Source organism: Arthrobacter sp. 05N428_2 (genome assembly GCF_056397065.1).
This window is the reverse complement of the sequence record NZ_JBFTMR010000007.1, coordinates 47188-69205: the sequence shown is the minus strand read 5'-3', so window position 1 is coordinate 69205 and position 22018 is coordinate 47188. Positions and strand designations below refer to the sequence as shown.

Sequence of the window (22018 nt, the reverse complement as noted above, 5' to 3'; positions counted from 1 at the left end):
ATGTCTGACCTCTTGGTCGTTCCGCGGCCTGAAGACACTGCTGCCGACGACCCGGCGACAAAGAGCCGCAGACGCCAGTGGGGTGCGGAGCGCCGCTCGGAACCATTGGCCATTGTGCACCCGGAACCCTCGCGCCGGAAAATCATTCTCGGCCGGGTCGGCATTGTGGTGACGGTGCTGGCCTGGGTCGCCTACGTGGTGACTACAGTGATCAGGACCTTGGTCAACGATCCCACCGCGGGGTTCAGGTTCAGGGCCGAGGCGGTGTCCTACGTCGTCGTCGTCACGTTCCTGACTTTTTCGGCCCTGATGTACCTGCTGGCCAGGCAGGGCGCCCTCAACCGGTTCCGCGATCATCGCAGGGTCCCCCGCGGCGAGCTGGACCGCCATTTCACCGACTACCCGCACGCGATCACAGTGTTGGTCCCCTCCTACGCCGAGGAACCGCAGGTGGTCCGGGCCACGCTCTGGTCAGCAGCGCTGCAGGAATTCCCGGACCTGTCCGTCGTGCTCCTGGTCGACGATCCGCCTTTCCCGGGCGACCCGGAGGACCAGCGCCGGTTGCAGGCAACACGGGATCTAGCCGCAAGCATTACGGCCACCCTCCAGGAGCCAGCCAACCGGCTGAACGCCGCAAGCGACGCCTTCAACCGGCGGGTCGGCGAAGGTAGCGCCGGCGGCGAGCTGTCCGCGCTGATCGAGGAATACGAGTACGCTGCCGGCTGGCTTGAAGCCATGGCCGAGGCCGAGCGGGTCGAAGACCACGTGGACGAATTCTTCGTGGACCTGGTGCTCATGGGACTGGCCCGCGAGCTGCGACTGGTTCTGACCGCCCTGTACGCGGCGAAGGCCCAGGCGGCCGAACCGGAGCAGCCCCGCATGCGGGAGCTGTACGCCCGCCTGACTTGGATCTTCAATGCCCAGGTCTCCACCTTTGAACGCAAGAAGTATGTGAGCCTCTCGCACGAAGCGAACAAGGCCATGAACCTGAATGCTTACCTCAGCCTGATGGGGCACCGCTGGCGGCGCGAGCAGACCGCCGACGGGACGGTGCTCCGCCCCGCCGTCGAGCCGTCCGCGGATGACCTGGTCGTTGAGGACAGCACCTATGTCCTGACCCTCGACGCCGACTCGCTGCTGTTGCGGGATTACTGCCTCCGGCTGGTCCACTTCCTGGAGTCCCCCGGCAACGAGCGGGTCGCGGTCACCCAGACGCCGTATTCGTCCTTCCGCGGCGCACCCACACGGATCGAACGTGTCGCCGGGGCCACCACGGACCTGCAGCACATCCAGCACCAGGGCATGACCCGGTACGGGTCGACCTTCTGGGTGGGCGCCAACGCCGTGATCCGCAGAGTTGCGCTCGATGACATCGTGGAAGTCTCCTCCGAGGGCGGCTTTGAGGTGCGGACCTACATCCAGGACCGGACCGTCATCGAAGACACCGAATCAAGCGTCGACCTGGGCCGCGAAGGCTGGGACCTGGTCAACTATCCCGAACGGCTGAGCTACAGTGCGACGCCGCCCGACTTCGGTTCCCTGGTGGTGCAGCGCCGGCGGTGGGCCAACGGCGGGCTGCTGATCCTGCCCAAGCTGTGGGAAACCATCCGGAAACGCCGCGGCAGCGAGAAGGCCATGCGCAAGCGCGAAATCATGCTGCGTGTGAACTACATGGCTTCCATTACCTGGGCCAGCTTCGGGTTGCTTTTCCTCCTGGCCTATCCCTATGACAGCAGGCTCCTCAGCCCGCTGGTGTTCGCCGCCGCGCTCCCGTACTTCCTGGCCATGGGCAGCGACCTGCGGGATTCCGGCCACCGCTTCAGCGATATCTTCCGGATTTACGGGTTCAACCTGGTGCTGATGCCCGTGAACCTGGCCGGCGTCGTAAAATCGCTGCAGCAGGCGCTCACCGGTGACAAGATTCCGTTCGCCCGCACCCCGAAAGTCAAGGACCGGACGGCAGCACCGGCGATTTACGTCCTCGCACCGTACGCGATCGTGGTGTTCTCCCTGTTCACGGTCTGGCGCGACGTGATGCAGCAGAACTGGAGCAACGCGGTCTTCGCGGCCTTCAACGCGGTGATGGCGGCGTACGCAATCCGCGCGTATATCGGACTAAGGAACTCGGCCGTCGATATCTTCCTGGGCTTGCTGAATTGGCTCTACGTCAAACCCAAGGAAGCTGCGCCGGAGGGACCGCTGGTCATTCCGAAGTCACCGGAAGAGGTCGACTGGGAGTCGATCCTGTACCACGGCGACCGGCGTCTCAACCGTGACCTCCGCGGTGATACCGACAGGCGCAAGAGGGCCGGTGTCCGGTGACCGGGGGAGGCGCGTCGGGACCGGTCCTCGCTGCGAACGGGAAGAACTCCCTGAGTATCCGCGGCGGCATCATCGAGTCAGTCTGGACCCCCGGTTCGTCTGTTGACGTCGGGGAGGCCCGGGACGCCATGCGGGCCGCCGAGCTGATCGGCCAAGGTACGCCCAGGCCGATGCTTTCCGTGATGACCGACGTGGTGATCAGCGCCGCGGCCCGCTACGAATTCGCAAAGTCGGTCCATGTCAGCGCCATCGCCGTGCTGGGGTCCAGCGCCGTGGACCGTGTCGTGGCGGCGGCCACCGGCCGGGATACCAGGTTCCCGCACGAATTCTTCACGTCCCGGACGGACGCGCTCGCCTGGCTGAACGGCTTCCTCAGCAGGCCTGCGGAACGTGAACGGGGTGAGCTGGGAGCGTCCGCTCTCAACGCCCTAGGCTGACCCGGACCGGACTGCTACTGTCCCGATAGAAGGCAGTGCACAGCTTCGGAGCGGGGGCATCAGCATGACGGTGGCCGAAATCCAGGTGGACCAACGCGTGATCGGAATCGACTCGCGGCGCTTCGCCTCGGTGGAAAAGGCATTGGTGGAGCTGATCACCAACAGCGACGACAGCTACGCCCGACTGCAGCGATCCGGCGCCCAAGGTGGCGGCCGGATCCGGGTGCGGTACGAGCGGCACCACACCGGCGCCGTGCTGATGGTCAGTGACCAGGCGGAGGGCATGTCCTTCCAGCAGGCCGGCCGAATCCTCAGCTACGGCGGCGCGCACAGCCCGCTCGCCCGGGGCGAAGGCGACGGGCGCGGCTACTTCGGCCGCGGCCTCAAGCAGGCCATCTTCGGCCTGGGGCACGGCTGGCTCGAGACCATCCAGGACGGCCGTTTCACCCGAATCGACGTCTTCCGCGGCGAAAACGGCGGCTATCTCTACGACGACGGCGGAGAGGACCGCCGCGCGTACCCGGCCGACTACGCCCGCCTCGGCGTCGATGAAACACCGGCGGCCAGCGGCACCCGGGTGACGGTCGTCGTCGACAATCACCGCGTCCGGATCACCCAGTACAGCACCCTGCTGCAGTCTCTATCCGATAATTTCTACCTTCGTGTGGTGCTGGGCCGGCGGAGCGTCGAACTGGAGCGCGGCGAGCCCGGATCGGGCGAACTCCGCAGCGATCCGGTCCGGTTCCTCGAACCGCCGGCGCAGCTGTTGCTCGGCCCTGACCTGCCGGGGACCGTCAGCTTTGAGGGCCAGACGTATCCGTTCAGCCTCACGCTGAAACGCGCAGTCGACACCGAGCTGACCCTCAGGGGCGACGAACGCACCAACGGACTCCTTGTCCTCTCCGGGAACGCGGCACTGGATTGCCAGCTGTTCGAGTTCGAAAACCAGGTCGGCACGGAATACCTCTTCGGCGCCGTCCGCTGCGATGCCCTGACCGGGATGCTGGGCCGCGGGCGGGCGATCATCAGCGATGAGCGCGAGGGCCTGAACCCCCGGGACCCCTTCGTGGCGGCGTTTTCCCAGGCCGTCAGCCAAGTCATCGCCGGTTCGGTACAGCACGAGAAGGAGAAACTCACCCATCTGGAACGCGCCACCACCTCCGGCCGCACCGCCGAAATGATCGAGCAGCTGCTGAAACACATGAGCGAGGCGGCCGTCGTCGACCTAGGGCTGGAGACGGCGCCGGTGGCCCGGAACCGGGATGGCACTCCAGCCGCGGTCGAACAACCCGCGGCCCTCCGGTTCACCACTCCCTTCTATTACCGGCCACCCGGCCATCCATTCCACATTGCGCTGCTGCTGGATCCGGCGCAATTGCCCGACGGCGGGATGCTCACCTTTGAGGTGGAGCAGTCCGGCGGGTTGCGGATCGACCCGGAACCGGTCCCGACCGCCGTCGCCGCGCTGGGGCGCACGCGTCGGCTTGAGTGGACCGTGCTCGGCGAACGCGACGGCGACCGCGCCGAGCTAACCGTCCGGGAGGGCGACTACTGGGCGTTGTGCGAAATCGTCATCGCCGAGCAGGCATCGCACCACAGCGCCGAGCAGCCGCCGCACCATGCGCTCACCGCCGACGCGGCAGCTCTGCAGCAGCCGCCGCACCGGGAGGGTGGCCGCCCCAGCCGGGACCACGGCGTCGATCTGTTCACCGGCTATGACTTCCGCAGCCTGCACAACGGCGCCGACCGTGCCGTTTACAGCGCTGAGGAACGCAGAGTCATCATCAATACAGCGGCCCCGACCGTCCAGCTCTACATCGACGGCCGCGGGCGCTTCCGTGATTCAGCGCGGCTGCTGCTGGCCGAACTCTTCCTGGACGTGATCGCGGACGAACTCGCCCGGCGCCGCACGGAACAACACGGCCACGCGGGGGACCTCGAAGCCTTCAAGAGTGCCAAGCGGGACATCATCCGCCGCTACGGCAGCGACGTGCACCGCACCTTTCTGGCGTAGGGGGGCGGCCGGGCCGTAACAAGGGCATTATGGGCCCTAGTCCGCCTAGAGCTCAGCCTGTACAGTCTCCCGTGTCGGCCCTCCGGGCCGGGGTGCCCTGCCCGTCGCAGAAGGAGTGCTCATGCCGCTGCCAGGCACGGAAAAACGCGGGCTGCCGGCACCCGACATAGCCGCCACCGGCCCGGTCCGTGCCCCGCGGGGCAGGTCCGCGGCCGGGCTATTGGTCGGCATAGCGGTCCTGACACTGCTGTTTGTGGTGCGGCTTCTGGTTCCCTCGTCCGTGGACGGGTCCGGGTTGGCCAATGCGCTACGGGATTTTGCCACCTTGTCGATCAGCGTCGTCATCGAATCCCTGCCCTTCGTCTTCCTCGGGATCGTGCTCTCTATCGGCGTGCAGATCTGGCTCCCCGAGGGGCTCTTGCTGCGCAGGCTCCCGAGAACCCCTTTTCTGCGGCGGATAGTGCTGTCTCTGCTGGGCATGCTGCTTCCGGTATGTGAATGTGGCAACGTCCCGCTGGCCCGCGGGCTGATGGTCAATGGTCTGACGGTGGCCGAGTCCATGACGTTTCTGTTCGCCGCGCCGATCTTGAACCCCATCACCATCATCACGACGCAGCAGGCCTTCGGCTGGGACAACAACATCCTGGTGGCCCGCATTCTCGGCGGCTTCCTCATCGCGAACCTGGTGGGCTGGATCTACAGCCGGCATCCACGCCCGCAGGAGCTGCTGACGTCCCGGTTCCAGGCAGCCTGCGCCCTGGACGACCACCACGGCGGCCTGCAGGGCAGGCCGGCGCGAAGTGTGCGGATGTTCGTCCAGGAAACGGGAGCCATGATGCCAGCGCTCTTCATCGGCGCGGCCCTGGCCGGAATCATCCAGGTCGCCGTTTCCCGGGAGGTGCTCGTGACGCTCGGGAGTAACCCGGTCTGGTCCGTGGTGGCCCTGATGCTCCTGGCCTTCGTCGTGGCCATCTGTTCCAACGTTGACGCCTTCTTCATTCTGTCCTTCGGAGCAACGTTCATGCCGGGGGCTATCGTGGCGTTCCTCGTGTTCGGGCCGATGATCGACGTGAAGATGCTCGCCCTGCTACGCACCACGTTCACCTCCAAGACCCTCGTTCAGCTGAGTGCGCTGGTGGCGTTGTCCGCCGCCGTACTCGGATTGGCGGTCAATTATGTTCACTAGAAGGCTGATTCGGCGCTGGCAGGGTGTGGCCTTAAGCCTCATCGGCGTCGTGGCCACGCTGTGGCTCGGCCTGACTGGCCAACTGGCCCTATACATCCATCCGCGGTACTTCGTGTTCACCATGGTCATGGCCGTGATTGCCGCCGTGCTGGCGCTCGCGGCCTTTGCCCTGGCGCCCGGCGCGGCGGACGAACACCTGCACGAACAGGCTGAAACCGGAATCACCCGGTGGGGATGGCTTTGGCCCACCGGAAGCATCTTGACCATCACCGCGGCGGTAGTGGGCTTGCTGGTGCTGCCGCCGTCGACGCTCACCACGTCGACGGTCGCCCAGCGGGGTCTCAACGGCTCCGCCTCGGCGCTCGTCTCAAACGATGCCGGCAAGCTCGCCGGCGGAGACTACTCGTCGTTCACCGTCAGGGACTGGGCCTCCTTGCTCCGTTCCGGAGCGGGCGTTGATTTCTTCGCCGGCAAGACTGCCACGGTTACCGGCTTCGTCACCCCTGACAAGGGCGATCCGGCGAATGTGTTCTTTGTGACGCGCTTCGTGGTGAGCTGCTGCGCCGTTGACGCCCAACCTATCGGCGTGCCCGTCTACCGTCCCGGCTGGCAGAACGAGTACAAGACGGACAGTTGGGTGACCCTCACCAGCGGTTTCCGCCCGAACCCCAATGTCACCAGCCGCGAATCGGTCGTGCTCATCCCCGACACGATCACTCCTGTCGCACAGCCGGCGCAGCCCTATGTCTACTAAACCCACCACCACACCGAAGGCCAGGCCGGCTGCGAAGTCGCGGACCGGGTCGTCCACCAAGGCGGCGACCAAGCCATCCACCAAACCCGGGGCCAAGGCGTCCGCCAAGCCGGGAGCCAAGGAGACGGCTAAACAGAAAGCCGCGGCGCGCCGGGCGGGGCGTGGCTTTGTTCGCTCGCTCTACGGCACCATCGCATTTCTTGGCATGCTCGCGGGCGCCCTTACTGCCGGAAACCTGGCGGAGCTGCAGCATCCGAACTCCGTTTCCGCATTGGACCATGCCGCCGGCACCGCCTCTTTTGATATCTACACGTTGGAACGGAATGCCGGCTTCGACAGTGCGGGGAAGAAGATCCCCGACGCCATCCGGGGGGCCAACCTCTCCGGTGGCGGGAAGACCACGGTGCTTGCCACCGCCCCGCGGATCCAGGAATTTGCCGCGCTTCCCACCGCCTTGGCCCTTGCGACGCTCAACGGCGACAACACCAACGCACTGGAGATCGTTCCACTCGACGGCGGGGCTCCGCGGATCGTGCCGCTGCCCAAAACCGGAAAAGTGGAGAATCTGCGGGCAGCCGCGTCGGGCCACCTCATTGGCTACACGTTCACCAGTTCCTCGTCCACGGATCAGCCCGGTAAGAAACTCTTCGTCTACGACGTCGAAGACACTTCCGCCTCGCCGAAGCAGGTCGACGGGATCAACGGTCCGGTCAGCGCGGCCGACTGGAAATTTGTCCCGGGCTCAACCACGCTCGTTGCGCAGACCGACGGGCTGTCGATGTTCGCCCTGGATCCCCTGAGCCCGGGCAGAGTCACCCCGTTGGGCACGCACGGCGGATTGCTCGGCTTTGTCCCCGGCACGGGCGACCTCGTCGTCGCAGACCGGGCACTACGGCAGGGCATCGACCCGGAGCGCTACTCGACCATCAACCTCGCCACCGGAACCGTCACCCAACTGAGCATCGCCGAAGGTGCCGGCCTGAAAAGCAACCAGGACGGGGCGACGGCTACCGCGGGGCCGCCCCTCCTACTGAACAACGGCGGGCTGTACGCGCAGGTGACGAGCACCTTTGACGCAGGAAATGAGCGCTCCGCGGTCAATGTCACCGACCGGAACGGCCCCAACGTGCTCTACCGGCCGGACGCCGGCAGATCCCGGATAGCCAACGTCTGCCTTTCGCCAACGGGCGCGTACCTTGCCATTGAAACCGCTGCGCCCGGCTACGTCGGGGATCGGTACCCGAACCGCCCGGCACCGACCCCCATGGAGACCGCCGTCGTTGACGTCAAGACCGGAGCCTTGCTGCTCACTGTCCCCGGCTTCCTGCCGAACTGGTGCGGGTAGCCGCGCCCCCAACGGTCTCCGCCAACCTCCGACCGAGGACCGCGCACCTGCCTCAGGTGCGGCCCCGGACTTTGTCAGACCCATTGACACCCCGGCAACACCGGACTAGCCTACAACCAAATGGTTGTAGATCAATTGGGTGACGAGGCCCTGGATCGCCTGTTCCAGGCATTCGCCGATACGACCCGCCGCGACATCGTACGGCGGGTGACGGCGGGGGAGTACTCCGTCTCCGGTCTCGCCGCGCTCTACGCCATGAGTTTCGCAGCCGTCCAGAAACACGTGGCGGTACTGGAACGCGCGTCCCTGGTGACCAAGGAAAAGCGTGGAAGGGAGCAGATTGTGCGGGCCAACCACGAGGGACTGCAGAAGGCCCGCCGGCTGCTCGACGAGTACGAGGTCATGTGGCGGCAGCGGAGCGAACGGATCGCGGACTTGCTCGCAGAAACAGGGCCACCAACAAATGTCGAATAGCAGGCAAGGCAGAAACCACCGAAGCTGAAAGATAGGAAGGCTCGACATGACAGTCATCAGTTCAGTCAAGAATCTTGAGGCGCTGAGCCTCAGCGTCGTCGCCGAATTCGACGCCGGCGTCGAACGCGTCTGGCAGATCTGGGAAGACCCGCGGCTGCTCGAGCGCTGGTGGGGTCCGCCGAGCTGGCCGGCCACCTTCGAGAAGCACGACTTCGTCCCCGGCGGCGAGGCCACGTACTTCATGACCGGCCCGGACGGGGAGAAGGCCCGCGGCTGGTGGAAATTTGTCGCCATCGAGGCCCCGCACCGCCTGGAGTTCGACGATGGGTTTTCGGACGCCGACGGCGTCCCGGTGGCGGACAAGGGCACCATCCACGGCGTGGTGACACTTGAACCGATCGGCGACCGCACCCGGATGACCGTGCACTCCACCTTCGAGGCGGAGGAGCAAATGGAGGAGATCGTGGCCATGGGCATGGAAGAGGGCATGAACCAGGCCCTGGGCCAGGTGGACGCGATCCTCGCCGAGCACGCGAACGCCTGACCATGCACAGGCGGCACCAGCGTCAAGGGCGCCATGCTCGCGTCCGACGGCGGCTGGTCCGCACCCTAGGGGCACCCAACTGACTCGCAGTTGTTGGCGTTCTCAGCGCTGAAAACGACAACAACTGCGAGCTACTTGGGCCGGGGACGGGCCGGGGCGGCGGGTGGGGATTCGCCCCGGCAGGGAGTTCGCGAAATGATGTGGGCATGGAGCACACTGACCAGCAGCCCTGGGTGAAGAACTACCAGCCCGGCGTCCCGGCCGAGATCGAACTGCCCACCGAGTCGCTCGTCGCGATGCTTGAGCGGTCCGTGGCCGAGGCCGGGACGGCCCCCGCCCTGGAATTCTTCGGCCGCCGCACCAGCTACACCCAGCTCGGCGAGCAGGTGGACCGCGCCGCCGAGGGACTGCGCCGGCTGGGCGTCCGGGCCGGCGACCGGGTGGCCCTGATCCTGCCCAACTGCCCGCAGCACGTGGTGGCCTTCTACGCGGTGCTGCGCCTGGGCGCCGTCGTGGTCGAGCACAACCCGCTCTACACCTCCCGCGAACTCCGCCACCAGTTCGAGGACCACCAGGCCCGCGTCGTGATCGCCTGGGACAAGGCCGCGGCCGCCGTCAGCGAGTTCCCGTCCGACGTCGAAATTGACCACGTGGTGGCCGTCAACCTGCTCGAGGCGTTCCCCGCCGCCAAGCGGGCCGCCCTGGCCCTGCCGGTCAAAAAGCTGCGCGCAACGCGGGCCTCGCTGACCGCCCCAGCGCCCGGGACCACACCGTGGAAGGAGCTTCTCAGCCACGGACGGATCGACCCCGGCCACCCGCGCCCCTCCGTGCAAGACCTCGCCGCGATCCAGTACACCTCGGGCACCACCGGCCGGCCCAAGGGCGCGATGCTCACGCACTTCAACCTGTACTCCAACGCCCTGCAGGGCGAAGCCTGGATGGCCGGCGCGGAGTACCGCAAGGAAGTCTTCTACGCGATCCTGCCGATGTTCCACGCCTTCGGCATGACGCTCTACCTGACCTACGGCATCAAGAAGCAGGGGCTGCTGGTCCTCTTCCCCAAGTTCGACCCGGACCTGGTGCTGGCCGCGATGAAGAAATCGCCCGCCACCGTCTACTGCGCGGTCCCGCCGATCTACGAGCGCACCGCCATGGCCGCTAAGGAGAAGGGCATTTCGCTGCGGTCCTGCAAGTACTGCATCTCCGGGGCCATGAACCTGCCCGACCATGTGGTGGAGCTCTGGGAATCGGTCTCCGGCGGCCTGCTCGTGGAGGGCTACGGCATGACCGAATCCTCCCCGGTGGCGCTCGGCAACCCCTTCCACCCCACCCGCCGCACCGGCACCATCGGGGTGCCGTTCCCCTCAACACTGATGCGGGTCGTGGATCTGGACGACCCCACTGCTGACGTGCCGCGGGGACAGCCGGGCGAGCTACTGCTCAAGGGCCCGCAGGTCTTCCAGGGCTACTGGAACAACCCCGAGGAAACCGCGAAAACCCTTACCGAGGACGGGTGGCTGCGCACCGGCGACGTCGTCACCGTGGACGGGGACGGCTTCACCACGGTGGTGGACCGCGCCAAGGAGCTGATCATCACCGGCGGGTTCAACGTGTCGCCCACCGAGGTGGAGTCCGTGTTGCGCCTGCACCCGGAGGTCCGGGACGCGGCGGTGGTGGGCAAGCCGCTGGAGCGCGGCGGCGAAATGGTGGTGGCCGCTGTCGAGCTTGAACCAGGCGTCGAGCTGGACGAGGACGCGCTGCGCGCCTACTGCCGGGAGCACCTCGCCAGTTACAAGATCCCGCGCCGGATTGTGCCGGTGGCGGATCTGCCGCGCTCCATGCTGGGCAAGATCCTCCGCAAGCAGGTCCGCGACGAGGTCCTGCCGGAGTTGTAGGGATGAACACGACCGCAGCGATCGATTTCCGGCCCGGAACGCGCCGGCCCGGTAACCTCAGCGTGTCCTGGATCCACGGCTCGGAGTCGGCGAAGCACAACACGGACCCGGACATCCAGGTCCACGCTTACGACGAACACACCCTCGTGCTGCGCCAGAACATGGCGGTCAACTACGAGGCGCCATTCATGTTCCTGCTGTTCGGCAACACCCGGGCGGTGCTGATCGACACCGGCGCCACGGCGTCCGCGGAGTTCTTCCCGCTGCGGCGCGTGGTGGACGGGCTGATTGACGCGTGGTTGGCCGAGCATCCCCGGGACGGTTATGGGCTGCTGGTCCTGCACACGCATCCGCACCGCGACCATGTTGCAGGGGATGCCCAGTTTGCAKGCCGGCCGGACACTCTGCTGGTGGACGCCGGGCGGCGCAGCGCGTGGGAGTTTCTCGGCTTCAGCGACGGCGACGACGGCGGTGCTGCCGCCGGCGTCGCCGACGAGGTGAAGGCGGCCCCGGTGGACCTGGGCGGACGGGTCTTGGAGTGCTGGCCGAGCCCGGGCCATCACAGGGACGCTGTCACGTTCTATGACGCCTACACCGGAATCCTGCTCACCGGAGACACTGTTTACCCCGGCCGCCTCTACATCCACGACTGGCCGGCGTTTGTCCGCACTGTCGATCGGATTGTCGGGTTCTGCGCCACGCACCCCGTCACCCATGTCCTGGGCTGCCACATCGAGATGTCCGGGGATCCCGGCGCCGACTACCCGATCTACACCACCTACCAGCCTGACGAACCGCCGCTGCAGATGACAGTGGACCACGTTCGGGAGCTCCGCCGCGCCGTCGACGTCGTGGCCGGACGCCCCGGACGGCATGTATTCCCCGGCTTCATCCTCTGCGTCGACGAGGACTGAGAGCCTGCGAGATGGCAGGCCGCGGCAGTTTCTTGGCCAAACACCGCCGCGAACTGTCCTCTCGACGGGATGGCGAGGGCCCTAGTGAACCGCGACGCTCTCCGCTTCGGCCGGTCCGACGAAGTTGCACGCCCCCGGATGGCGCACGGGCAGGGTGCAGGTGCGTCCGCTGGGCAGGTGGACGTTGCCGCAGCGACCGGCCATGGCCACGTCCTCCCGCACATGCGTGACGTGCGTGCTGCTCATATCCAGAGATGAATCTCCAGTGTTGGCGGGTTGGGGGCTTCCGGACGGACTGAAATCTTGACTGTTCACGCTTGTGGCTCCTCAGGATTTGCGGATGCTGGCACTAACGCTGTGTTTATCGAAGGTCTCCAGACTCGCACGGGCGGGTTAACGACGCGTTACGCGAGTGTTAGCTTCCGGTCTCGATGCGCCCGCACCTGTTGCCGCTGTCCGGATGCTGCGCATACTGGAAGACAGATTCGAGGCTCCGGCAGCGGAAGGGTGGTAGCTGATGAGCAGCGGGGGAGGCTCGGCGTTCCGGCGCCGGGTGGAACGGGCGTCCGAGCTGCGCTCCATCCGGGCCAGCGGCAGCACGGTCCAGGAGAACGACCAGCTCAGCGCCGCGGAGGAGGAACTCCGGCAAAGGCGCGCCCGGGTGGACGACGCCGCCAAGGCCGAATACCTCGTCCGCGATGCCATGGCCCAAGGAAAGTTCGACAACCTGAAGTACGCCGGCAAGCCCATCCCCGGGCTCGGCGAGGTCTATGACCCGGACTGGTGGGTGAAAGGACTGCTGCAGCGCGAGAACATTACCGGCCTCGGCCCGACGGCGATCTTGCTCCGCACCGAAGACGCCGATCTCGATGGCCGTCTTGATGCCCAGTTCTCGGAGCAGCAAGTGCGGTACGTCCTGGCGGACTTCAATGCCCGCGTGATCGACGCCCGACGGCAACTCCAAGGCGGACCGCCGGTCATCACCAAGACCCGCGACGTCGACGCCGAGGTGGCCCGCTGGCGCGAACGCCGGGGCGCCGAGTCGGCCGGTGCGGTCCCGCCCGCACCGGAGTCAAAGCCACCCTGGTGGCGGCGGCTTTGGGCGCGGGCCTAGACGAGCCTCGTTACTCGGCAGCCGGCCGCCTGCGCTGCCGTTTGGTCGCCGCCCGCTGTTCCTTAGCGACGCGGTGCCGGCGGCTTGAGCCCCGGGTGGGTTTGGTCGCCCGGCGGCGGGCCGGCTCGGGGGCAAGAGACTCGGCCACGAGCTCGGCGAGCTTGGCCAGGGCGACCTCTCGGTTGCGCAGCTGGGAGCGCTGCTCGGACGAGGTCACGGTGAGCACCCCGGCAATCAGGCGCCGGCCGAGGCGCGTGAGGAGTATCAGCCGCTGGCCCTCCGACAAGGCTGCCGAGCCTTCGACGTTCCACGAGAGCTCGACGCGGCTGTCCGTGGTGTTGACGTGTTGACCGCCGGGCCCGGATGACCGCGAGAACCGCCAGCCCAGTTCGGACGAGGGGATCGTGAGCGCAGGCGACACCTCGAGATCCATGAACCAAGCGTCGCACGATATTGGGGCCGACGGCATTGGGCCTTTGCAGCCGCAACATCCTGTGGTCCCTCGGCCGCAACCGGCGTAGCCTGCGCTTAGGCATACATGTGGGGCAGGAGCGCACACGGCGCACCTTGGCGTCGGCGCGAAGCGGGTGGTGTCCATGAGGAAGCTCGGAACCGAAAGCGGTCCGGATCCGCGGCCGGTGGAGTCGGCCGCTGCGGGGCGGCCGCCAGCTCTCCGTGCACAGTTGCGCCTGGCCGCCGGCTTGGCCTTCGCCGGGTTCGCGGGGATCGTCCTGATCCTGGTGTGGTCCGTGTGGCTGCTGGTCAGCGCCTGGTCAGCCAAAGGTGCGCCGGCCCGGGCCGGAGCGCCCGGGTAGGGACTGCGCCGCACTCGAGGTGGCAGTCCGCGGCAGTGTCCGACGCGAACACTGCCGTGAACGGCCCACTCGGCGCGTCGATCAGGTGCTCAGATGGTGCGGGGCGCCTTGGCCAGGTTCTCCTGCAATTCGGCGGCACTCTGGCGTGCAATGTAGGCGGGGCGGTCACGTTCCGCGCGCCAACTCTCGGACAGCGGGCCGGCGTTGACCGTATCGAAGCCAAACTCGTCGTAGAGCTTCGTGACCAGCTCTGCCGCCTCCGGGAAATCGCTTGCCGTGGCCAGTGCGCGGCGGTTTTCCGTGCCGGTGGGGGCGCCATCGGTGGTGATGTCGTGATACATGATGTGGTTGAAGCCCTTGGCAACTTTGGATTTTGGCAGGTGCTCCTGCAGCAGCCCCGAGGTGGTGGTCTCGCCGTTGTCCAGCGCCGGGATCCGCCCGTCGCGCTCCCAGTAGTAGTTGTTCGTGTCAATCACGATCTTGCCCGCCAGCGGCTCGGCCGGAATGTCTTTGATGTTTTTCAGCGGGACGGTGACGACGGCGAAATCGCCGGCCGCTGCGGCCTCGGCCGCGGTGGCCGCGCGCGCGTGCGGCCCCAATTCCGCGACCAGTTCCGCCAACGTTTCCGGCCCCCGCGAGTTGCTGATCACGACGTCGTAGCCGACTTGGACCGCCTTCCGGGCCACTTGGCTGCCAATACGTCCTGCACCGATGATTCCGATTGTTGTCATACCGGGCCCAACAGCGTTCCGGCCGAGGATATTTCAGGGCCGGCTCGGTCAGGGACGCAGCCAGCCCTGCTCGAAGTCCGGGTGGTCGAAATAGGGCAACGCCAAGGCCTGCAGCGAGCGCTCCATCCAGTCCAGCGACCGCGGCGCCCAGTGCGACTCCCCGAGGGAGTCGCTGACCATGGCAGTCAGTGCGGACTGCCGGGCCGCTTCGACGACGCCGATCAGCCTCCGCTTGGCCTCGCATTCGAGCAGCAGGCGCTGTTCGTACCATTCGCCCGACTTGGAGACGGTCCTGTCGCTGAGCAGGGTCCGGGCGGCGGCCTCGTCCTCGGAAATGCGCTCGGACAGGAACTCAACAATGTCCACAAACCGAGGGTACGCGCGGCAGCGGCCCTTGGCATCACCCCAGCAGGTCGTCCTCGTAGCACCAGCGCCAATCCTCGCCGGGCTCGACGCTCCGCATCACCGGGTGGCCGGTCGCCTCGAAGTGCCTGGAGGCGTGTGTCCCGGGCGAGGAATCGCAGCAGCCCACATTCCCGCACGCCAGGCACATCCTGAGGTGGACCGGCGTCGTGCCTTCCCGGCGGCAGTCCCCACAGAAGGGTTCGCGCGGGACCTCCGGGTCCGGCGCGGATTCGAGGTGGCCACACACCCCGCCCGGCGTCGCGATCCCTTCCCCACCGCCCTCGCCGGTGGCGTCCAGCTCCTCCAGCGAGATGTCCAGCATGGACTCTTCAACGTCCAGCCGGTCCAAGACCTCGCTCAGGACCTCGTGGGCATATACGCCGCCGCGGCGCAGCTCCAGCACTTTGGCCCGTTCCGCGTCCAGCATGGCCAGTCGGAGCTGGGCGTAGCGCTGGCTGGGGGTCGCGGCCTCCGCCGTCGGCCGGCCGAGCCGCTCCCAGGCGGCCAGTCCGCGCTCCTGGGTGCGCCGCTTGAGCATCGCCACGACCTCCGGCGGGTCGTTGTCGGTGCGCAGTTCCTGCAGCCGCTGCACCCCGGCGGCGGTCGCCAGCTGCATCAGGGACGCCTGGTTCAGGGCGTCCTCGCGCTGGTCCGGGCCCTGCAACCGGAGCCAACGGACCAGCGACGGCAAGGTGAAACCCTGCAGCGTCAGTGTCCCGCCGACCACCACCAAAGCGGCCAGGATCAACACCGGTCGGTGTTCCAGGCCCACCGGCAGCACCAGCACCGCCGCGAGGGTCACCACGCCCCGCATTCCGGCCCAGGACACGATGGCGGCGAACTGCCACGGCGGCGCCGGATCGTTCCGCTGCACGGCCGGGATCAGCCGGGGCAGGTACGTCGCAGGGAACACCCACACCGGCCGCAGCAGCAGCACGGCCAGCAGGATCACCGCGCAGCCGGCCCAGATCCGGCCGGCGCCAAGCGAATCATCCTGGACGCCGTTGATGATGGTGCGGACCTGCAGCCCGATCAACAGGAACACGGAGTTCTCCAGCAGGAACTGCACGGTGTTCCAGTTGCTGCGCTGGCTCAGCCGGGCGGCGCCGTTGGGCATGGACGGCGCCTTGGTGCCCATCACCAGCCCGGCGACGACGACGGCGAGGACACCCGAGGCGTGGATCGCCTCGGCCGGGAGGTAGGCGACGAACGGTGCCACCAGCGACGTCGAGGTGTTGATCGCGACGTTCCGGATCCGCTTCCGGAGCGCGGTCAGCACGTACGCGGCGGCCAGGCCCACCACCAGGCCGCCGCCGGCCGCGAGCAGGAACCCGCCGGCGATCCCGGCCGCGGACACGGAACCGGCCAACGCGGCGATGGCGGCGCGGAGGCAGACCAGGGCGGTGGCGTCGTTGACCAGGGACTCACCCTCCAGGATGGTGACGATCCGGCGGGGCATGCCCACTTTCCGGGCAATGGCGGTCGCAGCAACAGCGTCCGGCGGGGCCACGACGGCGCCCAGGGCGATCGCGGCGGCGAGCGGGATTTCCGGGAACAGCCACCAGACGACGAAGCCAACCGCGAGCGTTCCGAAGATGACGTAGCCCACCGAGAGCAGCGAGATCGCACGTCGGTTGGAGCGGAAGTCGAAGAGCGAGGTCCGCAGGGCGGCGGCGTAGAGCAGCGGCGGCAGCAGCCCTACCAGGACCAGTTCCGGGTTCAAATCCACGGGCGGGACAAAGGGTAGGAACGATCCCGCGACGCCGATTAGGACGAGCAGCAGTGGGACGGAAATGTTGAGTTTCCGGCCCACGGCGCTGCCGGCACAGACGACGGCCACGAGAACCAGCAATCCGAGTGCGAGTTCCATGACGCCATTCTCTCAGGCCTGTCCCGCGGGCGGGGCTTGCGGCACGCGCTCTCTATCCCGCCACCGTTTCGACGGTTCCCTGCCCGCTCGACGGTTCCAAGCGGCGAGCGGGTACGGAACCGTCGAATGGGGCGCCACGGGCCGACAGGTCCACGGACTTGGGACCACCGATCCGCAGCGGAATGAAACTCGATACTTGAATGTTCAATGAAGCATGGACTTTGGCATTTTTACCTTTGGCGAACTTACCCGCAACATCAGCACCGGCAGTGCGCTCTCCCCGCAGCAGCGGTTGAAGGAGATCGTCGAGCTAGCGAAACTGGCCGATCAGGCGGGCCTGAGCTTCCTCGGGCTGGGGGAGCACCACCGACGGGACTTTGCCCTCTCGGCCCCGGAAATCGTCCTGGCCGCGATCGCCCGGGAGACCAAGAACCTACGCCTAGGCACGGCCGTCACGGTGCTCTCCACGCAGGACCCGGTGCGCCTCTTCGAGCAGTTTGCCACGCTGGACCTGATCTCCGACGGGCGCGCCGAAATCATCGTGGGGCGGGGTGCCTTCGTCGAGTCCTACCCGCTCTTCGGCCACAAGCTGGAGGACTACGATGCCCTCTTCGATGAGAAGCTGCGGATGCTGCTGGAACTGCGCGACCACGCCGTCGTGGACTGGCAGGGCCGCCTGACCCAGAGCCTGGCCGGGCTGGACATCGTCCCCCGGCCGGTGCAGGACAAACTGCCCATCTGGATAGGCGTCGGCGGGACGCCGGCGAGCTTCGCCCGGGCGGGGCGGTTGGGCCTGCCGTTGTTCGTCGCACTGCTGTCCGGGCCCGCACGGTTCCAGCGCCTCGTGGAGCTCTACCGCCAGAGCGCCGCCGACGCCGGCCACGACGCCGCCGGACTGCCGGTGGGGGTCGGCGGCCACTTCTACGCGGCGCCCACCTCGCAACAGGCCCGCGACACCTTCTACCCGCACTACCGCGGATACTTCGAGCAGAACATGCCGCGCCCGCTTGATCACTTCCCGCGCTCCACCTTCGACGAATGGACTGAGCCGGGCGGCGGCCTCTTGGTGGGAAGCCCCCAGCAGATCACCGAGAAGCTGCTGGAGATCCACGCAACTCTCGGCAACAGTCGGTACATGGCCCAGATCGGGCTCGGCGGCCTGTCGTTTGCCGAGACCGTGCGCTCCATCGAACTGCTGGCCACCGAAATCATGCCCGCCGTGAACCGCGAAATAGGCGCTCCCCGGCCTGCCTGACCGGCGGACTTCTGCAGGCCGCGCGCGGTCACGGCCACTCACGCGCCGCTGGCCACGTCCAGGTCTGCGGGCACCGTACTCCGGGCGACGCCGGGACGACGACGGCGGAAGCCCCCGCCGTCGTCGTCCTGCTTCCGGCACGTATGCTCCGCTCTGCGCCAGGGTGCGTCTACTTTCGCGGCGCCGCGGGCTGCCCTAGAACCTCGTGATCTCGGTCAGGAACCCGTAGTACTTGGCGCCCACAGGGCGGATCGGATCGCCGGTGAAGCCGAAGTCGGGGTGCCGCTGATTGTAGGACTCGGCGAGATCGAGGAACTGCTCGCTGATGTCGGTGCCCGAACCGTGGCAGGCCCCATCGCTGATGCACGAGGCCACGGCCCCGGCCACCGCGGGACTGGCGAAGCTGGTGCCATGGTTGATCCCGTAGCGTCCGCCGGGAGCCGTGGACAAAACGCAGACGCCCGGTGCCGCGACGGTATGCCGCTGGTCCGCAGCATTGACGGCGTAGTTCGAGAAGAACGCGGGCTGGTCGTCCCGCTGGCCCAGGACGCTCCAGTCGTCACGACCGCAAATGCTGGGAGCCAGGCCGCCCGGGCGGCCGTCAAAGTCAGCCATGGCGGTGGCGGTAATGACCTCGTGGTACGCCGCGGGCACGGTCCCTGCGAGGTCCGATGCAGCGTTGCCGGCGGCGACCGCGTACGCGACGCCGGCCCGCACCGAGCGGCAGATCGCGTAGTGCATCGGGTCTGTGCCCTTGCCGCAATTCGCCGTGTTGGAGCCGGGGCCGGCGATGCTGATGTTGGCAACGTCAATGGCGTCGCTCCTGTCCCCGCCTCGGCGGGTCGAGGTCACCCAGTCAATGGCGCAGATCAGGCTCGCCTCGCTGATGGTCCCTGCGTCGGAGACCACCCGCACCGACCAGAGCCGGGTGCCCGGCGCCGTGCCGACGATGCCGGAGCCGTTGTTGCGGGCTCCGATAACGCCCGCCACTGCGGTTCCGTGGCCCAGGACATCAACGGGGGTCACCTTGACGGGGGCCCCGGACGTGCAATCGATGCCGCCCCGGACGTTGAGCTCCGGGTGGGTGGCGTCTATGCCGCTGTCGATGACCGCCACATTAACGCCGGAGTCGCTGTCGCTGGCACGTTGATTCGCGCCGGCCCTGGCCTCCGCTATGTCGCCACCGATCCGCAGCCACCAGAACGGCGCGATCTCGGTGTTAGGTGCCGTGGGTTCCGCGGGCTTGTCGAAGTGCCGGCCGAGCGTGACGAAGTCGACGCTTGGGTCCGCGGCCACGTCGCGGGCCTGTGCTGCCGTCATGGTGCCGGAATAGCCGCTCACCGCGTCGCGGTAGACCTTGGACGCCGTGAAGCCGAACTTTCCCTGCTGCGCGGCGGCGAGGGCTCCCGCGTCACCGGCGCCGTCCTTGAGCACCACGATGTAGCTTTGTTCAGGGTCCGCGGCCGCCGGCCCTGCGGCCGCTATCCCACCGGCCATGGCCAGCACGATGGCGGCCAAGGAGGCTAAGAAGTGCCGGGGCCGCGTGCTGTCAGGCGGGGGAGCGGCGGTACCGGGCCGCGGCCGGCGCCAGACTCCGGCCACGAACATATTCTGCATTTGCGGGAAATGTTTGCGGACAGTGATGAACATCGTGGCCTCCAGTAAGCGTTGTCGCTTTCGAGTGCCCCCCGTCCATATGGTAGGCCCGTGACGCGGAAAAATCAGGAGGCGATCGGAGTCCTTCGCTGACGCGGACCGCGGGAGGTCACGCAAAAACGTGCCCCCGATCCATCAGCGCCGGTGTCCCCCGCGCTCCCGGCGCCCGCGCTTAGCCGTTGTAGCCCTCCACCTGCGTGACCGGACGTGCCTCCGCGTCGTCGGGATTTTCGCCATATTGCTTCTTGGCCCGCCGCTGCCGCAGCAGGTCCCAGCACTGGTCGAGGTCCTGTTCAAGTTGACGGAGCCGGAGCCGGTCCGGGACATGGTCGTGGTCGGGACTTGCGGATTCCGCCTGTTCGCGGAGCTCTTTTTCCTCGTCTACCAGGGAGGTGATGCGCTGGAGGATGTCCTGTTCGTCCATGGTGCCCTACTTCCTGCGGTCCTGAAGCTGCGTATACCCGCCAGCGTAACCACGGCTCTTGGCCGTGGCCAGAGGGCACCCGGTGGGCGGACGGCCGCCAAGGTGCGGATCTCCGACACAGCAGCATCGTGAAGCCAGAGAGGGAGGGCTGGTTCGCGCAGATGATCAGCTTGCTTATTATTTTCGTGTTCCCTAGAGTTGGTCCGGTAAGGCACCAATCTCTCCGCGGGGGAAATGCGTGGCCGAACGGCTTGTTGACCCTCGCGCTGGCTGGAGGAGGACACATGTCGGAACACAATATTGCGGGCAAGAAAGTCGCTTTTCTGCTCACGGACGGCGTTGAACAGGTTGAACTGACCAGCCCGTGGAACGCAGTCAAGGAGGCCGGCGGCGAACCCACTTTGGTGGCGCTCAAAAGCGGAAAACTGCAGGGCTATGACGGCACCGACAAGGGTCAGACGTTCGACGTCGATCTGACGGTGGACCAGGCTAATGCCTCGGACTTTCACGCCCTCGTCATTCCCGGCGGCGTCGTTAACGCTGACCACCTCCGGGTCGACAAGGGCGCGCAAGCCTTCGCCCGGGGCTTCTTTGAACAGCACAAGCCGGTGGCCTCGATCTGCCACGGCCCGTGGTTGCTGATCGACGCCGGTGTGGCCAGCGGACGCCATCTCACCTCGTATCACACGCTCCAGACGGACCTTAAGAACGCGGGTGCCAACTGGACGGACGCGGAAGTCGTGGTCGACCAGGGCCTCGTGACGAGCCGCAATCCGGACGACCTGCCTGCATTCAACGACAAGTTGCTGGAAGAAATCGCCGAAGGCGAGCACGCCGGCCAGACCGCGTAGCCGGCCTGCGGGCGGCCGCCGGCAGGGTTCGACGGATCTATGAAGTGCGCCTGAATTCGGGCAGGATATGCCGTGTAAGTGCGGCGACGCGGGCACCCCCGTTCCGCCCTCCAGCTACCGAGGAGTCCCGGAAATGACCACGCTCAACCCCTACCTGAGCTTTCGCGACAACGCGAAAGACGCCATGACCTTTTACCAATCCGTGTTCGGCGGACAGCTGAACATGAGCACCTTCGGCGAGTTCCATGCCAGCGAGGACCCGGCGGAGCAGGACAAGATCATGCACGGCATGCTGACCGGCGAAACTGGTCTGGTGCTGATGGGGGCGGATACGCCCAACAGCATGGATTACACCCCGGGCAACAACTACTCCGTGTCCCTCAGCGGCAACGAGGAGGCCGAGCTCCGCGGCTACTGGGACAGGTTGTCCGACGGCGGAACCGTCACAGTCCCGCTGGAGAAGGCCCCGTGGGGGGACACGTTCGGGATGTGCAAAGACAAATTCGGGGTGGACTGGCTCGTCAACATCGCGCCCGCCGCAAGCTAGCCAACGTCCCCGTCTGGCCGGGCCGCCCGCGGGAGGCCCGGCCTTGCGACCGGTGCCCGGTGCCGCAGCCCGGACCGACCGGCAGCCCGGCCGACCGGCAGCCCGGCCGACCGGCAGCCTGGGCCGACCGGCAGCCCTGGGCGCGGTCTCAGTCCGGGCTGGTGTCGGTGGTCAGGCCGCGGTCGTCCGCCGCCTGTTCGTCCTGCTCCTCGGCCGGTCCCGGCACCTTCTGTGAGTCTCCGCTTCCTGCCGCGGCGCCTCCTGCCGCGGCATTTTCAGATCTGGCGCCTTCTGAAGCGTCGGACGGCGTCGCCGCGCCGTCGTCGGCCCCGCCGCCGTCGCGGGGGAGAGGCTTCCCGTCCGCTTCCACCCCGTCGCTCACGATGTCTTCCGGTTCGATCGGCTTGTTGCCCATGCGCTCCTCCGATGTTGGCCTGCCGTGATTTCCCCTTGAGGGTCCCTCCC

23 protein-coding genes are annotated in these 22018 nt (G+C 67.2%); 15 read left to right on the top strand and 8 right to left on the bottom strand.

Features of this window, described 5'->3' with window-relative positions:
* The 10 genes from AC1DGI_RS09740 (at position 1) to AC1DGI_RS09695 (ending at position 11885) form a co-directional block, all read left to right on the top strand.
* On the top strand, positions 1–2322 hold the full coding sequence (locus AC1DGI_RS09740) for a glycosyltransferase family 2 protein (protein ID WP_476898639.1): 2322 nt from the start codon (positions 1–3) through the stop codon (positions 2320–2322).
* Complete coding sequence (locus AC1DGI_RS09735; protein WP_476898638.1) at positions 2319–2759, top strand: DUF7793 family protein; 441 nt, start codon at positions 2319–2321, stop codon at positions 2757–2759. The genes AC1DGI_RS09740 and AC1DGI_RS09735 overlap by 4 nt, the downstream gene beginning before the upstream one ends.
* Before the next feature lie 64 nt (positions 2760–2823).
* Positions 2824–4773, top strand: a complete 1950-nt coding sequence (locus tag AC1DGI_RS09730) for an ATP-binding protein (RefSeq protein WP_476898637.1) — start codon at positions 2824–2826, stop codon at positions 4771–4773.
* A 121-nt stretch (positions 4774–4894) separates the two neighbouring features.
* Positions 4895–5959, top strand: coding sequence for a permease (locus AC1DGI_RS09725; RefSeq protein ID WP_476898636.1), 1065 nt, complete (start codon positions 4895–4897; stop codon positions 5957–5959).
* 25 nt (positions 5960–5984) lie between these two features.
* Positions 5985–6713, top strand: a complete 729-nt coding sequence (locus AC1DGI_RS09720) for a TIGR03943 family putative permease subunit (RefSeq protein WP_476898635.1) — start codon at positions 5985–5987, stop codon at positions 6711–6713.
* Entirely contained in the window at positions 6703–8058 is a 1356-nt protein-coding gene (locus AC1DGI_RS09715) for a hypothetical protein (protein ID WP_476898634.1), read from the top strand. The genes AC1DGI_RS09720 and AC1DGI_RS09715 overlap by 11 nt, the downstream gene beginning before the upstream one ends.
* A 120-nt stretch (positions 8059–8178) precedes the next feature.
* Positions 8179–8532, top strand: a complete 354-nt coding sequence (locus AC1DGI_RS09710; RefSeq protein WP_441401646.1) for an ArsR/SmtB family transcription factor — start codon at positions 8179–8181, stop codon at positions 8530–8532.
* A 46-nt stretch (positions 8533–8578) separates the two neighbouring features.
* Complete coding sequence (locus tag AC1DGI_RS09705; RefSeq protein ID WP_441401648.1) at positions 8579–9076, top strand: SRPBCC family protein; 498 nt, start codon at positions 8579–8581, stop codon at positions 9074–9076.
* Positions 9077–9282: 206 nt separating this feature from the next.
* A complete protein-coding gene (locus AC1DGI_RS09700) occupies positions 9283–10971 on the top strand; it encodes a long-chain-fatty-acid--CoA ligase (protein ID WP_476898633.1) in 1689 nt (562 codons plus the stop codon).
* A gap of 2 nt (positions 10972–10973) precedes the next feature.
* Positions 10974–11885 carry an MBL fold metallo-hydrolase gene (locus AC1DGI_RS09695; RefSeq protein ID WP_476898632.1) on the top strand — a complete coding sequence of 304 codons (912 nt, stop codon included), beginning with the start codon at positions 10974–10976 and terminating at the stop codon, positions 11883–11885.
* A gap of 81 nt (positions 11886–11966) precedes the next feature.
* Here AC1DGI_RS09695 and AC1DGI_RS09690 read toward each other — a convergent pair whose 3' ends face one another.
* Positions 11967–12131, bottom strand: a complete 165-nt coding sequence (locus AC1DGI_RS09690; RefSeq protein WP_476898631.1) for a hypothetical protein — start codon at positions 12129–12131, stop codon at positions 11967–11969.
* Between the two features lie 271 nt (positions 12132–12402).
* Here AC1DGI_RS09690 and AC1DGI_RS09685 point away from each other — a divergent pair, with 271 nt between their 5' ends.
* The gene (locus tag AC1DGI_RS09685; protein ID WP_476898630.1) at positions 12403–12999 is read left to right on the top strand and encodes a DnaJ family domain-containing protein; all 597 of its coding nucleotides are present in this window, start codon (positions 12403–12405) and stop codon (positions 12997–12999) included.
* Between the two features lie 10 nt (positions 13000–13009).
* On the opposite strand, the gene arfB is transcribed toward AC1DGI_RS09685, so the two are convergent.
* Positions 13010–13432 (bottom strand): alternative ribosome rescue aminoacyl-tRNA hydrolase ArfB, encoded by a 423-nt coding sequence (arfB, locus tag AC1DGI_RS09680; protein ID WP_476898629.1) that lies wholly within the window; start codon positions 13430–13432, stop codon positions 13010–13012.
* A gap of 163 nt (positions 13433–13595) precedes the next feature.
* Here arfB and AC1DGI_RS09675 point away from each other — a divergent pair, with 163 nt between their 5' ends.
* Complete coding sequence (locus tag AC1DGI_RS09675) at positions 13596–13814, top strand: hypothetical protein (RefSeq protein WP_476898628.1); 219 nt, start codon at positions 13596–13598, stop codon at positions 13812–13814.
* Between the two features lie 89 nt (positions 13815–13903).
* Here the strand turns inward: AC1DGI_RS09675 and AC1DGI_RS09670 are convergent, their stop codons facing one another.
* From AC1DGI_RS09670 to AC1DGI_RS09660, 3 genes are read right to left on the bottom strand one after another with little or no spacing between them, the layout of a single operon-like run.
* Complete coding sequence (locus tag AC1DGI_RS09670; RefSeq protein WP_476898627.1) at positions 13904–14545, bottom strand: NADPH-dependent F420 reductase; 642 nt, start codon at positions 14543–14545, stop codon at positions 13904–13906.
* A 48-nt stretch (positions 14546–14593) separates the two neighbouring features.
* Positions 14594–14911, bottom strand: a complete 318-nt coding sequence (locus tag AC1DGI_RS09665) for a DUF6221 family protein (protein WP_441401583.1) — start codon at positions 14909–14911, stop codon at positions 14594–14596.
* 34 nt (positions 14912–14945) lie between these two features.
* Positions 14946–16820: a Na+/H+ antiporter gene (locus AC1DGI_RS09660; RefSeq protein ID WP_441401584.1), complete on the bottom strand. Its 1875-nt coding sequence runs from the start codon at positions 16818–16820 to the stop codon at positions 14946–14948.
* 214 nt (positions 16821–17034) lie between these two features.
* On the opposite strand from AC1DGI_RS09660, the gene AC1DGI_RS09655 reads away from it, so the two are divergent.
* Positions 17035–18075, top strand: coding sequence for an LLM class flavin-dependent oxidoreductase (locus tag AC1DGI_RS09655; protein WP_476898626.1), 1041 nt, complete (start codon positions 17035–17037; stop codon positions 18073–18075).
* Between the two features lie 195 nt (positions 18076–18270).
* Here the strand turns inward: AC1DGI_RS09655 and AC1DGI_RS09650 are convergent, their stop codons facing one another.
* Positions 18271–19725 (bottom strand): S8 family peptidase, encoded by a 1455-nt coding sequence (locus tag AC1DGI_RS09650; protein WP_476898625.1) that lies wholly within the window; start codon positions 19723–19725, stop codon positions 18271–18273.
* A gap of 178 nt (positions 19726–19903) precedes the next feature.
* A complete protein-coding gene (locus AC1DGI_RS09645; RefSeq protein ID WP_441401810.1) occupies positions 19904–20155 on the bottom strand; it encodes a DUF2630 family protein in 252 nt (83 codons plus the stop codon).
* A 284-nt stretch (positions 20156–20439) separates the two neighbouring features.
* On the opposite strand from AC1DGI_RS09645, the gene AC1DGI_RS09640 reads away from it, so the two are divergent.
* Both AC1DGI_RS09640 and AC1DGI_RS09635 read left to right on the top strand, forming a co-directional pair.
* Positions 20440–21006: a type 1 glutamine amidotransferase domain-containing protein gene (locus AC1DGI_RS09640; RefSeq protein ID WP_441401811.1), complete on the top strand. Its 567-nt coding sequence runs from the start codon at positions 20440–20442 to the stop codon at positions 21004–21006.
* Between the two features lie 133 nt (positions 21007–21139).
* Complete coding sequence (locus AC1DGI_RS09635; RefSeq protein ID WP_476898624.1) at positions 21140–21553, top strand: VOC family protein; 414 nt, start codon at positions 21140–21142, stop codon at positions 21551–21553.
* A 148-nt stretch (positions 21554–21701) separates the two neighbouring features.
* On the opposite strand, the gene AC1DGI_RS09630 is transcribed toward AC1DGI_RS09635, so the two are convergent.
* A complete protein-coding gene (locus AC1DGI_RS09630) occupies positions 21702–21968 on the bottom strand; it encodes a hypothetical protein (RefSeq protein ID WP_476898623.1) in 267 nt (88 codons plus the stop codon).
* Between the last annotated feature and the right edge of the window lie 50 nt (positions 21969–22018).

Bases quoted from the DNA above. Each gene is read 5' to 3' on its own strand.
- AC1DGI_RS09650 (WP_476898625.1), bottom strand. From the start codon at position 19,725: ATGTTCATCACTGTCCGCAAACATTTCCCGCAAATGCAGAATATGTTC.
- AC1DGI_RS09725 (WP_476898636.1), top strand. From the start codon at position 4,895: ATGCCGCTGCCAGGCACGGAAAAACGCGGGCTGCCGGCACCCGACATA.
- AC1DGI_RS09660 (WP_441401584.1), bottom strand. From the start codon at position 16,820: ATGGAACTCGCACTCGGATTGCTGGTTCTCGTGGCCGTCGTCTGTGCC.
- AC1DGI_RS09635 (WP_476898624.1), top strand. From the start codon at position 21,140: ATGACCACGCTCAACCCCTACCTGAGCTTTCGCGACAACGCGAAAGAC.
- AC1DGI_RS09710 (WP_441401646.1), top strand. From the start codon at position 8,179: ATGGTTGTAGATCAATTGGGTGACGAGGCCCTGGATCGCCTGTTCCAG.
- AC1DGI_RS09700 (WP_476898633.1), top strand. From the start codon at position 9,283: ATGGAGCACACTGACCAGCAGCCCTGGGTGAAGAACTACCAGCCCGGC.
- AC1DGI_RS09730 (WP_476898637.1), top strand. From the start codon at position 2,824: ATGACGGTGGCCGAAATCCAGGTGGACCAACGCGTGATCGGAATCGAC.
- AC1DGI_RS09645 (WP_441401810.1), bottom strand. From the start codon at position 20,155: ATGGACGAACAGGACATCCTCCAGCGCATCACCTCCCTGGTAGACGAG.
- AC1DGI_RS09670 (WP_476898627.1), bottom strand. From the start codon at position 14,545: ATGACAACAATCGGAATCATCGGTGCAGGACGTATTGGCAGCCAAGTG.
- AC1DGI_RS09715 (WP_476898634.1), top strand. From the start codon at position 6,703: ATGTCTACTAAACCCACCACCACACCGAAGGCCAGGCCGGCTGCGAAG.
- AC1DGI_RS09690 (WP_476898631.1), bottom strand. From the start codon at position 12,131: ATGAGCAGCACGCACGTCACGCATGTGCGGGAGGACGTGGCCATGGCC.
- AC1DGI_RS09705 (WP_441401648.1), top strand. From the start codon at position 8,579: ATGACAGTCATCAGTTCAGTCAAGAATCTTGAGGCGCTGAGCCTCAGC.
- AC1DGI_RS09630 (WP_476898623.1), bottom strand. From the start codon at position 21,968: ATGGGCAACAAGCCGATCGAACCGGAAGACATCGTGAGCGACGGGGTG.
- AC1DGI_RS09640 (WP_441401811.1), top strand. From the start codon at position 20,440: ATGTCGGAACACAATATTGCGGGCAAGAAAGTCGCTTTTCTGCTCACG.
- AC1DGI_RS09740 (WP_476898639.1), top strand. From the start codon at position 1: ATGTCTGACCTCTTGGTCGTTCCGCGGCCTGAAGACACTGCTGCCGAC.
- AC1DGI_RS09685 (WP_476898630.1), top strand. From the start codon at position 12,403: ATGAGCAGCGGGGGAGGCTCGGCGTTCCGGCGCCGGGTGGAACGGGCG.
- AC1DGI_RS09655 (WP_476898626.1), top strand. From the start codon at position 17,035: ATGGACTTTGGCATTTTTACCTTTGGCGAACTTACCCGCAACATCAGC.
- AC1DGI_RS09675 (WP_476898628.1), top strand. From the start codon at position 13,596: ATGAGGAAGCTCGGAACCGAAAGCGGTCCGGATCCGCGGCCGGTGGAG.
- arfB (WP_476898629.1), bottom strand. From the start codon at position 13,432: ATGGATCTCGAGGTGTCGCCTGCGCTCACGATCCCCTCGTCCGAACTG.